We start from the raw sequence: 13,020 nt of genomic DNA on the forward strand, positions 1-13,020 counted from the left end.
GCCGCCGGGCGGCGTTGAGTGGAGGCAGACCTGCGGGGGGTGCAGGGGGAAGACCACGGCGTCGCCGTGGGCGTCGACTCTGCTCGGGCGCCCGCGAGCGACGCCGTGGCCTGTCCGCAGAGCTGCCCGACGGCGACGCGCTCCCCGAGGGGGACGAGCCGCGGCGATCGGCTACCAGCCGACCCGGGTGGGCTGGGTGGGCTGGTCGTAGCGGGGACGGCCGTCCAGCGGCGACCGCCAGATGGACTCGGCCAGGCTCGGCGCCCACTGGCGCAGCAGTGTCTCGGCCCCGTCGTACGCGACGCACAGCACCGCCAGCACCCGCGCGGCGATCTCGGCCGCGTCGGCGACACCCGGGCCGACAGGCGTCAAGCGGGTCGGCGGGCCGGCGGCGGTGGCGGCGACAACGGCCACCGCCTCAGCCGAGCGCAGCACGTCGGCGATCGTGCGGGCCAGGGCGAGGCGGCTGCCCTCCACCCAGTCGGCGAGCGCGTCCGCGTACCCGGCGGTGGAGTCCAGTCGGCCGACCAGGCTCTCCGGGCCCTCGTCGAGATGACGCAGCAGCGCCGCGCGCTCCTGCCCGTACGCCGAGGCGGCCGGGCCGGACCAGAGCACCGGGTCGGTGAGCGCGGCGCCGACGTCGTCGTACCCCCGGACGAGCCGGCGGACGGCGTGCCCGGCGCTGGCGAGCGGCGCCGGGTGGAGGTCGAGGAAGCCACGGACGGCGTCACCCGGCAGCACCTGCATCCGGCGTAGCAGAGGCCAGACCCGGTGCCCCTCGGGGACGCCGGCCGCGAGCAACGCGTCCACCCGGTGGAGCAGGTCGAGGCCCGGTTCGGCGAGCCGGTCCAGTGGGTCCATCACGGTTCTCCGATGATCCGACGGCGGGCGGCGCGGTCGACCTCGGCGTACCGGTCGGCGGCCTCGCGGATCGCCGAGGCGGCGGCGGCGAGCCGACCGGCGGCGGCTCGTGCCTCGCGGGCCCGGTCGTCGGTGGCGGCGGTCCACTGTCGGTGCAGCGCGCGGCCGATCTCGCCGGGGCGGCCCGGGGCGTCCGTACCGAACGCCGCCTGGGCCGGGTCGCTGGCGGTGACCGTGTGGGACAGGGTGGTGAGCGTGGCGCTCGCCTCGTCGAGCCGGGCGGAGAGCGCGCGCAGTGCGTCCATGTCAGGCCCCCGCGAGCGGTCGGTAGGCGGCGAACGTCTCGTTGTGCAGCTTCTCCCGGGCCCACTCGGCGGCGTCGGCGGCCGCGGTGACGGCGGCCTGCACCGAGCCGGCCACGTCCCGTGGGCTGCGGGTGTGCAGCGGCCCGAGGAACCGGACGTCGGTGATCCGCCCTCCGGCGGTGACCACCACCTCGACCAACCCGTCCGGTGACCGGACGGTGACCTCGACTGTCGACACGGCCTGGTCGAACTCGGCCTGCAGCGATTCGATGCGGCGGTAGCGCCGCACCGCCTCCTCGATCCAGGCCTCGTCGATCTCCCCCCGCGGCATCGGCGGCTCCTCCCGGATGGGCCCTCACTGAGCGTGCCGCCACCGTCACCACGGCACACCGGACCGTACCGCACAGCAATCGCACGTGTCGATGGCTGTGGACAACCGGCTGGAGCTGCGGGTCAGCCCTTCCAGAGGGCGAGCATCATCGCCTCGACCGCGATCCGTGGCTTGACGTTCGCCTCGATCGCCGTCCGGCAGGCGAGGACGGCCTCCAGCCGGCGCAGCGACCCCTCGGCGTCCCACTTCTGGGCCCCCGCGCCGGCGAGCGCGGCGGTGTCGGTGTGCACCGGGGCGATCGGGGCTCGCAGCGCCATGGTGAGCGCGTCCCGGTAGAAGCCGGCCAGGTCGACGAGCGCCCGGTCCAGCGCGTCCCGCTGGGCCCGGGTGGCCCGCGACTTCTGCCGCTTCTCCAGCTCCTTGAGCTGCCCGGCGGCACCGCGCAGCGCGCCGGCCGCGCCCCGGCCGGTGCCGCCCGCGCCGAGCGCGGTCTCCAGCGCCGCCCGTTCGGTCGCGTCGGCCTCGGACACCGACGCCTCGGCCTCCGCCTCGGCCGCCTCGATCAGCGCGGACGCCGCGTCGAACGCCGCGCCGACGCCTGTCAACCGGCGTGGCACGGCGAGCACCGCCTCACGCCGCTTGCGGGCCTCCGGGTCGCGGGCCAGCCGGCGGGCCCGACCCACGTGCCCCTGCGCGGCCGCCGCCGCCCACTGCGCCACGTCGGGCGCGATGCCGTCCCGACGGACCAGCACCTCGGCCACCGCCGCGGCCGGCGGCTGCCGCAGGGGTACGACACGACAGCGCGACCGGATGGTCACCGACACGTCGTCGGGGTGGGTGGAGGGGGCGCAGAGCAGGAAGACCGTACGCGGCGGCGGCTCCTCGACGGCCTTGAGCAGCGCGTTGCTGGCCGCCTCGGTGAGCCGGTCGGCATCCTCGATGACCACCACCTGCCAGCGCCCGCCGGACGGGGTGCTGGCCGCGCGCAGCACCAGCGCGCGCATCTCGCCGACGCCGATGGAGAGCCCCTCCGGCACCACCATCCGGACGTCGGCGTTCGTGCCGCCCATCGTGGTGTGACAGCCGGGGCACTCGCCGCAGCCGGTGCCGTACGTGCACTGCAGGGCGGCGGCGAAGGCGCGGGCGGCGACCGAACGGCCGGAGCCGGGCGGCCCGGTGAAGATCCAGGCGTGCGTCATCCCGGTCGACGGATCCAGCGCGCCGGGCTCGGTGTCACCGGCCTCGCCAGGGCTGGCCGGGCCGGCGGAGATCAGCGCGGGTGCCCGGTCGGCCGCACCGGCGCGCAGCACGGCTGCCGCCGCGGCGGCGGCCCGGCGCAGTTCGGCTACCGCCTCGTCCTGACCGACCAGGTCGGCGAAGACGTCCGGCATCAGGTCTTGTGCTCCATCATCACCAGCTCCGCGTCGGATAACTCCGGCTGCACCGACGTGTCCGGGCCCTGCGCGGGGCGGGGGTGCACGATGCCGCCCGGCTTACCCAGCATCTCCGAAACGCGCCGGACCACCAGCCCGGTGATCTCGTCGGCCGGCCGGGACGCGTCGAGCACCAGGTAGCGCTTCGGGTCGGCGGCGGCCAGGTCCAGGAAGGCGTACCGGACGCGCTCGTGGAAGGCTATCGACTCGGCCTCCAGCCGGTCGGCGGCCGCGCTGCGCGAGGCGACCCGGGACAGGCCGGTCCGCGGCTCGACGTCGAGCAGCACCACCAGGTCCGGCTTGAGCCCGCCGGTGGCCCAGGAGGAGAGCCAGGAAACCTCGTCGACCGGGAGCGTCCGCCCCGCGCCCTGGTACGCGAGCGACGAGTCGACGTACCGGTCGCTGATCACCACATCACCGCGGACCAGCGCGGGCCGGACCACGGCGGCGACGTGGTGCGCCCGGTCGGCGGCGTAGAGCAGCGCCTCGGCGCGCGCAGAGGGCGCGTCGTCGCCGGAGGTGTCCAGCACCAGGGACCGGATCCGCTTACCCACGGTCGTGGCCCCCGGCTCGCGGGTGACCAGGACGTCACGCCCCTGGCCGCGCAGCCGCTCGGCGAGCGCGGCGAGCTGGGTGGACTTGCCGGCGCCCTCGCCGCCCTCGAACACCACGAAGAGCCCGGCGGAGACGAACGGCTCGGAGGGCATCAGCGGGCGACCGCGGATCGAGCCCCAGAGGTCGGCGAGGACGGGGACGCCCTTCTTGTCGTCCATCTGGCCGAACGCGCTGATCCCGGCGAAGATGCCGGCGGCACCGGCGGCGAGCAGCAGCAGTCGGGTGGAGGAGACGGAGATGCCGAGGTCGGCGATGGTCAGCTTGCGGGAGCCGCCGACGCCTACCAACACGCTGCTCAGGCCGATGGCCAGGATCAGCACCAGCCGGGTGCCGATCTGCACCACCGCGAAGACCCGGCCGCGCACCTCGTCGGCCACCTCGCCGCCCAGCAGCGTGGTGCCGGCCAGGAAGGCCATTCCGGCGCCGGCGCCGACCAGGACCGCGCCGACGATCGCCATGGACAGGTGGATGGCGAAGGCGAGGGTCATCACGGCAGCGCTGGCCAGCACGATGCTCATGCCGAACCACCGGCGCCGGGACATGTCCTTGACGATCATCGGGCCCAGACCGATGCCGAGGGCCAGACCGGCGAACATGGCGCCGAAGAGCAGCGAGAACGCGGCGTCGCCGGCGCCGAGCGAGTTGGCGAAGAACTTGGCCGTGCCGACCACGATGCCGCCACCGGCGAACGCGCCGAAGATGCCCAGCACCAAGCCACGCACCAGCGGGGTCTTGCCGATGTATTTCCAGCCCTCGGAGAACTGCCGGAACATGCTCTGTTCGGCACGCCCGACCTCACCGCGTTGCGCCTCGCTGATCTCCTTGATCCCGAAGGCCACCACCAGTGCCGTGGCGAGCCGGGACAGCGAGTTGATCCAGAGCGCGAGCTGGGCCGGTTCGGCCCAGGAGGGCAGGTCGCCGCCGACGGCACCGCGGACGCCACGGTCGAGCACGGCCAGGCCGACGGCTGCGGCGATCGGGGTGAGCCCGTACGTGGTGATCAGGGTGAGCTGGTTGGCCGCCTCCAGCCGGGCCCGCGGGATGAGGTTCGGGACCGCGGCTTCCTTGGCCGGGATCCAGAGCAGGGTGATCGACTCGATCAGGAAGGTGGCGATCAGCGCCCAGCCGACCACCAGGCCACCCGCCGCGCCGGAGAGGGCGTAGAGCGGAATGGACGCGAAGAGCACGAAGCGCAGCAGGTCACAGATGACCATCGTCCAGCGCCTGTCGAACCGGTCGGCGAAGACGCCGGCCACCGGGCCGAGCACCAGCGCGGGCAACAGCCGGATCGCGGTCACCCCGCCGAACGCGGCGCCCTGGGCGGTGCTGCCCTGCACCTGCGAGGCGGCGAAGAGAGCGGTGGCCAGCAGACCGAGCCAGTCGCCGAAGGAGGCCGCGCCGAGCACGATCCAGAGCCGTCGGAACGGCCTGATCCGCAGAACCGAGCGGATCGCGGCGTAGCCGGACGGATCGACCTGACCGGAGCTGGACTGGTTGGCGGCGTTGCCCGACTGGTCACCCGCGCGCGACACGCCGGGCGACTCGCCGCTGTTCTGGCTTTCGATGGCCGTACCTCCACGTGCCGGCCCATCGCTGGGCACCCCCGGTGGAACACTCTAGACCCGGTGGGGGCCGCCCCACCGGCGACATTCTCCTGCTCGCTGAGCCTAGGCCGCCGGAGGCGCCGGCCGCAGCCCGGGACGTACGCGAGGGTATTTCGCATTCATCGTCGGACAGTTAGCGTGCACACGTGGCCATCGAAAGCGACAAACTGCGCGACCGCCTGGACCGGGCGACCGCCCATCTCGACCCCCCGTACGCCGTGGTGGATCTCACCGCCTTCGACGCCAACTCGGCGGCCCTCGCCGACCGCGCCGCCGGCAAACCGATCCGGCTGGCGAGCAAGTCGGTGCGCAGCCGGGAGTTGATCGGCCGGGCGCTCGCCCGACCCGGCTGGCACGGCGTCATGGCGTTCACGGTGCCCGAGGCGATCTGGCTGGTCCGGGCCGGCCTGAGCGACGACGTGCTCGTCGCGTACCCGAGCGCCGACCGGGCCGCGCTCGCCGAACTGGCCGCCGACCCGACGCTCGCCGCCGCCGTCACCCTCATGATCGACAGCACCGGGCAACTGGACTTCATCGACACCGTCCGAGCCCCGGGGCAGCGCGCCGAGCTACGGCTCTGCCTGGACCTGGACGCCTCCTGGCGACCACTGCGCGGGGTGCACGTCGGCGTCCGGCGCTCGCCGGTGCACAGCGCCCGGGCAGCCGGCGCACTCGCCGCCGCCATCGCCGACCGGCCCGGCTTCCGGCTGGCCGGGCTCATGTCGTACGAGGCGCAGATCGCCGGCCTGGGCGACGCGCCGCCGGGGCGGACGCTGCTGGCGGGCGCGATCAGGCTGGCCCAGCGCGGGTCGTACCGCGAGTTGCTGGCCCGCCGGGGCGCGGCGGTGGCCGCGGTACGCGAGCACGCCGACCTGGAGTTCGTCAACGGCGGTGGCACCGGCAGCGTGGCCGCGACGAGCGCCGATCCCGCGGTCACCGAGGTCACCGCGGGATCGGGCCTGTACGGGCCGACGCTGTTCGACGCGTACCGCGCCTGGCGGCCCAGCCCTGCGGCATTCTTCGCCTGCTCGGTGGTCCGCCGGCCGACGCCGGAGCTGGCGACGGTGCTCGGCGGCGGTTGGATCGCCTCCGGTCAGGCCGCCGACAGCCGGCTGCCCCGACCGTGGCTGCCGGCCGGCCTGAAGCTCGTCGGCACCGAGGGCGCCGGTGAGGTGCAGACACCGCTCTCCGGCGCGGCGGCGGCCACCCTGCGCGTCGGCGACCGGGTGTGGTTCCGGCACGCCAAGGCCGGTGAGCTGTGCGAACGGGTCAACGAACTGCACCTGATCGAGGGGGACGCGGTCGTGGCGACAGTGCCCACCTACCGGGGCGAGGGCCACGCGTTCCTCTGACGGGCGCGCGGCGCGCCCACTCAGACGTGCTGGACGGCCTCGGCCTGCTGCTCGGCGGCGGAGTGGGCGCTGTCGCGCCCGTCGACCTGGCGGTGCAGGTACTCCCGGATCAGCGCCTTCGCCTCGAGCAGCACCCGCTCGTCGCCGTCGGACTTCCGCCGGAACGCGAGCTTGATCAGCGCGTCGGCGGCCTCCACCGCGATCTCCAGGACGAAGCGCAGCTTCGGCACGTCGGTCAGCCCGAAGCGCTCGATGAGCACCCGCGCCAACTGATCGGCGATCACGCCGTTGTTGTCCCGCTGCTCATCGAGCAGGTGCAGGTCGACCACGTCGCCGAAGTGCAGGGTACGGAAGCCGGGGACGGTGCGGTGCATCGTGATGTACTCGTCGATGCCCGCGTCGACGCCGTCCCACCAGTGGGTCATCTCGTCGGAGGCGAAGCGCTCGTCGAGCCGCTGCAGGTAGGACTCCATCGTGCGCAGGGTCAACGCCTGCACGATCGCCCGTTTGTCCGGGAAGAACTGGTAGACCGACCCGATCGCCACTTCGGCCCGCTCGGCGAGCAGGGTCGTGGTCAGTCCCTCGTACCCCACCTCGTCGACGAGTTCGGCGCAGGCATCCAACATGCGCTGGACCCGCGCAACACTTCGACCCTGCACCGGTACGCGGCGCAGCGGCCCGGTCGTGGCGGCTGGTGTGGACACTCGGCGCCACCCCCCTTCGACGGATGAACATATCTCCACGTCACGAGTCCGTGACTACCGGTACAACGAGCGGATCGCAATTGCGGTATTTACCAGGTACAACGTTCCTGATATGAAGTCACTTCATATTCATGAATGAGGAGCGCGCATGGTCGGCACCGCACCGCTCACCGCCCGCTGGTCCAACTGGGCCGGCAACCAGCGTGGCAGCGCCACCGCCATCCTGCGCCCCGGCTCGCCGAACGACGTCGCCGAAGCTGTCCGGGTCGCCGCCGCCGCCGGAGGCCGCATCCGCGTCACCGGCAGCGGCCACTCGTTCACCGCTGTCGCCCTGGCCGACGACCGGCGGATGGAGCTGTCCGAGTTGGACACCGACGTCAGCGTCGACGTCGCGCGCCGACTCGTCACCGTACCGGCGGGAATGACCCTGCACACGCTCAACGGGCTGCTCGCCCGGCACGGCCTCGCACTGCCCAACCTCGGTGACATCGACGCGCAGACGGTCGCCGGCGCGATCTCCACGGGCACCCACGGCACCGGCGCCGGCTACGGCTGCCTGTCCACCTTCGTCGAGGCCCTCACACTGGTCACCGGCGCCGGCGAGGTGCTGCGCTGCTCCGCCGACGAACACCCCGACGTCTTCGCCGCCGCCCGGGTCTCGATCGGCGCGCTCGGCGTCCTGGTCGAGGTGACCCTGCGCTGCGTGGACGCCTTCGTCCTCCGCGCCCACGAACGTCCCGCCGAGCTGGCCGACGTGCTCGGCGAACTGCCCGCGCTGATCGGCCGGCACGACCACGTCGAGTTCTACTGGTTCCCGTACACGTCCCGGGTCCAGGTCAAGGCCAACGACCGGGTGCCCGCCAACGACCGGCCGCTGCCCCGATGGCGCGGCTGGCTGGACGACGACTTCCTGTCCAACACCGTCTTCGCCGGTGCCTGTCGCCTCGGCCGGGCCGTGCCGGCGCTGGCACCCGGCATCAGCGCCGTCTCCGCCCGCGCGCTCACCGAACGGCAGTACACCGGACGCTCCGACCGGGTGTTCTGCACCCCGCGCCGGGTCCGCTTCGTCGAGATGGAGTACGGCCTGCCCCGCGAGGCGCTGCCCGAGGCGCTCACCGCACTGCGACGGATCGTGGACGGGCTGCCGTTCAAGGTCCTGTTCCCGGTCGAGGTGCGCTTCACCGCCGCCGACGACATCTGGCTTTCGCACGGCTACGGCCGGGACAACGCGTACGTAGCCGTGCACCAGTACGTCGGCATGCCGTACGAGCCGTACTTCCAGGCGTTCGAGAAGGTGGCCGCCGAGCTGGGCGGTCGTCCGCACTGGGGCAAACTGCACTACCGCGACGCCGCGTCACTCGCCACGGCGTACCCCCGCTTCGCCGACTTCCAGGCGGTCCGCGACCGCCTGGACCCGAACCGCGTCTTCACCAACCCCCACCTGACCCACGTCCTCGGCGCCTGACGTCCGAGATCTTGGTACGGGACGGCCCCTCCAGGGGCGGCCGCGTACCAAGATCTCGGGCGGTATCCACAGGGACGGACAGCTGTGCGGGCGCGGGGGCAGGGTGGGTCCGTGCGGGCGAATTCGGGGTGGGCCGGGCTGCGGCGGGCGCTGCCCGGTGATGACGCCGACGAGCTGACCTGGCTGCTGTTCCAGCAGGATGCCGTCATCAGCCTCGACCAGGCACGACGACACCTGTCACCGAAGGCGATCCGCCACCGGGTGTCCAGCGGCCGCTGGCGACGGGCACACCGGTCGGTCCTGATCACGCACAACGGCCCGATCACTGTCGAGCAGAGCCGGTGGATCGCCCTGCTCGCGGCTGGCCCCGCCGCGCTGCTCGGTGGCCTGACGGCCGCTCACGCCTGCGGACTGCGCGGTTACGACAGCCGGATCATCCACGTGCTCCTGCCGGCGAGGCATCAGATCCGTGCGATACCGCCGGGTGTACGCGTCCACCGCACGACCCTCCTTCCCGCAGCCGACGTTCACCGCTTGGCGCGACCGCCCCGCACCAGAGCTGCCCGGTCGCTGGTGGACGCGGCCCAGTGGGCGCGCACCGACGCCGAGGCGAGGGCCATCATCGCGGCCGGCTTCCAGCAACGACTCGTCGCCGGCGACGACCTGCACCACGTCCTGGGGCGGCTTCCCCGGGCCCACCGTCGACAGTTGATCCACCGAACCGCCGTGGACGTCGCCGGAGGCTCGCATTCCCTGGCCGAGCTCGAATTTCTCGACCTAATTCGTCGCGCCGGGCTGCCCGAGCCGTCCCGCCAGGCCGTTCGACGCGATGCCGCCGGGCGCCGCCGCTATCTCGACGCGTGGTTCGAAAAGTGGCGAGTCCACGTGGAGATCGACGGCGGGCAGCACCTCGATCCGCGGACTGCCTGGGCGGACATGCGGCGTCAGAACGACCTGTGGTTGGAGGGCGACCGCGTTCTTCGCTTCCCCGCCTGGGCGATCCGCGCAGACGCCGCCGAAGTCGTCCGTCAGCTCCGAACCGCCCTCGAAGCCGCCGGCTGGCCCGGCTGACGACCTCGCCTGACCGAGATCTTGGTACGAAACGGCCCCTCCAGGGGCGCTCGCGTACCAAGATCTCCTGTCCCGAGGCTCTACTCCGTGCTCGACGCGGCCTTGCGGGGGGTCGCCTTCTTGGCCGGCGTCTTCTTCGCCGTCGTGGAGGTGGCCTTGGCCGTCGTCGTCTTCTTCGCGGCCGTGGACTTGCTGGCAGCGGCCGTCTTCTTGGTGGCCGTGGCCTTCTTCGTGGCCGTGGCCTTCTTGGCGGGTGCCTTCTTCGCCGCCGCCTTCTTGCGCGGCGCCGGGCCCTTGGCGCGCTTGTCGGCCAGCATCTCCGAGGCTTCCTCGAGGCTCAACGCCTCCGGGGTCTGCCCGCGCCGCAGGGACGCGTTGAACTCGCCGTCGGTGACGTACGGGCCGAAGCGGCCGTCCTTGATCACCAGCGGCTTCTCGGTCAGCGGGTCGACGCCCATCTCCCGCAGTGGCGGCGCGGCGGCCCGCCGGCCCCGGGTCTTCGGGGCGGCCAGCAGGGTCAGCGCCTCGTCCAGGGTGACCGTGAACATCTGCTCTTCGGACTCCAGCGAGCGGAACTCCTCGCCCTGCTTCACGTACGGGCCGTAGCGACCGTTGTTGGCGAACACCTCGACACCGTCGGGCGCGACGCCCACCAGCCTGGGCAGGCTGAGCAGCCGCAGCGCCTCCTCCAGCGAGAGCGAGTCAGGTGTCTGCGAGCGCAGCAGCGAGGACTTCCGCTCGCCACTGGACACGTACGGGCCGAATCGGCCGGACTTCAGCACGATCGGCTCGCCGGTGGCCGGGTCGTCGCCGAGCTTGCGCTCGCCGCTGCCGCCGAGGAACAGCTCGTGCACCTTCTCCGGAGTCAGCTCGTCCGGGGCGAGGCCCTCGGGGATCGGTGCCCGGTCGCCCTGGGGGCTGCTCTCCTCACCCTCACCCGAAGCCGCCGTCGAAGCCGAAGCCGCCGTCGAGTCCGAAGCCGCCCCGGCAGCCGTCGCCGCCGGCTGCTCGCCGCCGGGCAGCTCACGCTGGAGGTACGGGCCGTACCGGCCGACCCGGACCACTACCTCGCGGCCGTCGTCGTCGGTGAAGAGCGGGATCGAGTTGACGCTGCGCGCGTCGATGTCGCTGAGGTTCTCGGTGACCAGCTTCTTCAACCCACCGGAGCGGGCGATGTCCTGGTCACCGGCGCCGTTGGCGCTGCCGAAGTAGAACGCGGTGAGGAAGTCGACAGCGGCGTGGTCACCGCCGGCGATCTCGTCCAGCTCGTTCTCCATTGTGGCGGTGAAGTCGTAGTCGATCAGACGCGGGTAGTGCCGCTCCATCAGCCCGATCACCGCGAAGGCCAGGAACGTCGGGATCATCGCCTGGCCGCGCTTGGTGACGTACCCCCGGTCCTGGATCGTCTGCATGATCGAGGCGTAGGTGGACGGCCGCCCGATGCCCAGCTCTTCCAGGGCCTTGACCAGCGACGCCTCCGTGTAGCGCGACGGCGGCTGGGTGTGGTGGCCCTGCGCGGCCAGCTCGTCGGCGGTCAGCGGCTGGTCCTTGACGAGGGTGGGCAGCCGGCGCTCGGCGTCCTCGGCCTCGGCGTTCTCGTCGTCGCTGGACTCGACGTACGCGCGCAGGAAGCCCGGGTCGGTGATCGTCTTGCCGGTCGCGCCGAAGTCGGCCTCCTCCTGCGAGGTGGAGACCGCGCGGATGCGGACCGACACGCTGGAACCGACCGCGTCGGTCATCTGCGAGGCGATCGTCCGCCGCCAGATCAGCTCGTAGAGCTTGAACTCCTCGGCGGACAGCTCCTTGGCCACCTCACCCGGGGTGCGGAAGTTGTCCCCCGCCGGGCGGATCGCCTCGTGCGCCTCCTGCGCGTTCTTCACCTTGCCGGTGTAGCGGCGCGGCTCCGGCGGCACGCTGCGCTCGCCGTACAGCTCGACGATCTGCCGGCGGGCCGCCGAGATGGCGGTCTCCGACAGGTTCACCGAGTCGGTACGCATATAGGTGATGTAACCGTTCTCGTAGAGCCGCTGCGCGGTGCGCATCGTCTGCTGCGAGGACAGGCGCAGCTTGCGGGCCGCCTCCTGCTGGAGGGTCGAGGTGATGAACGGCGCGTACGGGCGACGGCGGTAGGGCTTCTCCTCGACGCGGGTGACTGTGAACGGCCGGCCCTCCAGACGGGCCGCGAGCCCACGGGCACCGCCCTCGTCCAGGTGCACGACGCCCGCGCCGGCCCGGACCCGACCGGTGGTCGGCTCGAAGTCCTTGCCGGTGGCGATCCGGTCGCCGTTCAGCGCGACCAGGGTGGCGTTGAAGGTGCGCGGCCCCTCACCGGCGTTCGCCACGGCGAGGGTGGCCAGGATGTCCCAGTATTCGGCGGTGCGGAAGGCCATCCGCTGCCGCTCCCGCTCGACCACGATCCGGGTCGCCACGGACTGCACCCGGCCCGCCGAGAGCTTCGGCATGACCTTCTTCCACAGCACCGGGGAGACCTCGTAGCCGTAGAGGCGGTCGAGGATCCGCCGAGCCTCCTGGGCGTCGACCAGATCGCGGTCGATCTCCCGTGGGTTGGCCACCGCCGCCTGGATCGCCGGCTTGGTGATCTCGTGGAAGACCATCCGCTTGACCGGCACCTTGGGCTTGAGCGTCTCCACCAGGTGCCAGGCGATCGCCTCGCCCTCGCGGTCCTCATCCGTCGCCAGGAAGATCTCGTCGACCTCCTTGGACAGCTTCACCAGCTTGCTGATCTGCTGTCGGCGGTCGGCGGAGACGACGTAGAGGGCGTGGAACCCGTTGTCCACGTCCACCCCGAGCCGGGCCCAGGATTCGCCCTTGTACTTCGCCGGCACGTCGGCGGCGTTGCGCGGCAGGTCGCGGACGTGACCGAAGCTGGCCTCCACGACGTACCCCGGGCCGAGGTAGCCCGAGATCGTCTTGGCCTTCGCCGGTGACTCGACGATGACCAGACGGGTGGTTCCAGCTTTGCTCGGCACGTCTCTGTCGTCCTCACTCCTGCTCGTGGCCTGCCGGCGCCGGGAACAGCGACCGCTCTCCACCCCGCCGCGGCACCGGCGGTCCGGATGTCCAACGTAACGCGCCGTCCGCGTTTCGGGTTTCGCGGGCGGCAATCCGCTGCGGCGCGGCGGTCAACTCCGCCCCGCCGTGCTCGGCACTGCCGGACGGCGCCACCGTACACCGTGAGTAGGGCTCGAAGCGGGTCACTGTGACGATGGCGGACCATCGACCGAGATCCGACCCGCCCGTTTTCCTCTGGATCGGCCC

Annotated in this window: 10 protein-coding genes; 3 read left to right on the forward strand and 7 right to left on the reverse strand. The window is 72.5% G+C overall.

Going from position 1 to position 13,020, the window contains the following annotated elements; all coding sequences use genetic code 11:
• Window positions 1-171: 171 nt before the first annotated feature.
• The 5 genes from AB0K10_RS26645 to tmk form a co-directional block, all read right to left on the reverse strand.
• Window positions 172-861 carry a hypothetical protein gene (locus AB0K10_RS26645; RefSeq protein WP_363687824.1) on the reverse strand — a complete coding sequence of 230 codons (690 nt, stop codon included), beginning with the start codon at window positions 859-861 and terminating at the stop codon, window positions 172-174.
• Window positions 861-1,166, reverse strand: a complete 306-nt coding sequence (locus AB0K10_RS26650) for a hypothetical protein (protein ID WP_363687826.1) — start codon at window positions 1,164-1,166, stop codon at window positions 861-863. Before AB0K10_RS26650 ends, AB0K10_RS26645 begins: the two co-directional genes overlap by 1 nt.
• Window position 1,167: 1 nt before the next feature.
• On the reverse strand, window positions 1,168-1,497 hold the full coding sequence (locus AB0K10_RS26655; RefSeq protein WP_007454690.1) for a YbaB/EbfC family nucleoid-associated protein: 330 nt from the start codon (window positions 1,495-1,497) through the stop codon (window positions 1,168-1,170).
• A 122-nt stretch (window positions 1,498-1,619) separates the two neighbouring features.
• Window positions 1,620-2,888, reverse strand: a complete 1,269-nt coding sequence (locus AB0K10_RS26660; protein ID WP_363687828.1) for a DNA polymerase III subunit delta' — start codon at window positions 2,886-2,888, stop codon at window positions 1,620-1,622.
• Entirely contained in the window at window positions 2,888-4,978 is a 2,091-nt protein-coding gene (gene tmk, locus AB0K10_RS26665; protein ID WP_363687936.1) for a dTMP kinase, read from the reverse strand. The genes AB0K10_RS26660 and tmk overlap by 1 nt, the downstream gene beginning before the upstream one ends.
• 317 nt (window positions 4,979-5,295) lie before the next feature.
• Between tmk and AB0K10_RS26670 the strand changes: the two genes are divergently transcribed.
• Window positions 5,296-6,501 carry an amino acid deaminase/aldolase gene (locus AB0K10_RS26670; protein WP_363687830.1) on the forward strand — a complete coding sequence of 402 codons (1,206 nt, stop codon included), beginning with the start codon at window positions 5,296-5,298 and terminating at the stop codon, window positions 6,499-6,501.
• Window positions 6,502-6,521: 20 nt separating this feature from the next.
• Here the strand turns inward: AB0K10_RS26670 and AB0K10_RS26675 are convergent, their stop codons facing one another.
• Window positions 6,522-7,127, reverse strand: a complete 606-nt coding sequence (locus AB0K10_RS26675; RefSeq protein ID WP_363687938.1) for a TetR/AcrR family transcriptional regulator — start codon at window positions 7,125-7,127, stop codon at window positions 6,522-6,524.
• Between the two features lie 226 nt (window positions 7,128-7,353).
• Here AB0K10_RS26675 and AB0K10_RS26680 point away from each other — a divergent pair, with 226 nt between their 5' ends.
• Window positions 7,354-8,670 (forward strand): D-arabinono-1,4-lactone oxidase, encoded by a 1,317-nt coding sequence (locus AB0K10_RS26680; RefSeq protein ID WP_363687832.1) that lies wholly within the window; start codon window positions 7,354-7,356, stop codon window positions 8,668-8,670.
• Between the two features lie 111 nt (window positions 8,671-8,781).
• On the forward strand, window positions 8,782-9,741 hold the full coding sequence (locus AB0K10_RS26685) for a DUF559 domain-containing protein (protein ID WP_363687834.1): 960 nt from the start codon (window positions 8,782-8,784) through the stop codon (window positions 9,739-9,741).
• An 80-nt stretch (window positions 9,742-9,821) separates the two neighbouring features.
• Here the strand turns inward: AB0K10_RS26685 and topA are convergent, their stop codons facing one another.
• Window positions 9,822-12,731 carry a type I DNA topoisomerase gene (gene topA, locus AB0K10_RS26690; protein ID WP_363687836.1) on the reverse strand — a complete coding sequence of 970 codons (2,910 nt, stop codon included), beginning with the start codon at window positions 12,729-12,731 and terminating at the stop codon, window positions 9,822-9,824.
• Between the last annotated feature and the right edge of the window lie 289 nt (window positions 12,732-13,020).

The sequence above is a fragment of the Micromonospora sp. NPDC049274 genome (assembly GCF_040678875.1).
Classification (GTDB): domain Bacteria; phylum Actinomycetota; class Actinomycetes; order Mycobacteriales; family Micromonosporaceae; genus Micromonospora.

Excerpts from the sequence above, each read along its gene's own strand:
- AB0K10_RS26650 (WP_363687826.1), bottom strand. The coding sequence starts at position 1,166 with ATGGACGCACTGCGCGCGCTCTCCGCCCGGCTCGACGAGGCGAGCGCC.
- AB0K10_RS26660 (WP_363687828.1), bottom strand. The coding sequence starts at position 2,888 with ATGCCGGACGTCTTCGCCGACCTGGTCGGTCAGGACGAGGCGGTAGCC.
- AB0K10_RS26645 (WP_363687824.1), bottom strand. The coding sequence starts at position 861 with ATGGACCCACTGGACCGGCTCGCCGAACCGGGCCTCGACCTGCTCCAC.
- AB0K10_RS26655 (WP_007454690.1), bottom strand. The coding sequence starts at position 1,497 with ATGCCGCGGGGGGAGATCGACGAGGCCTGGATCGAGGAGGCGGTGCGG.
- AB0K10_RS26680 (WP_363687832.1), top strand. The coding sequence starts at position 7,354 with ATGGTCGGCACCGCACCGCTCACCGCCCGCTGGTCCAACTGGGCCGGC.
- AB0K10_RS26675 (WP_363687938.1), bottom strand. The coding sequence starts at position 7,127 with ATGTTGGATGCCTGCGCCGAACTCGTCGACGAGGTGGGGTACGAGGGA.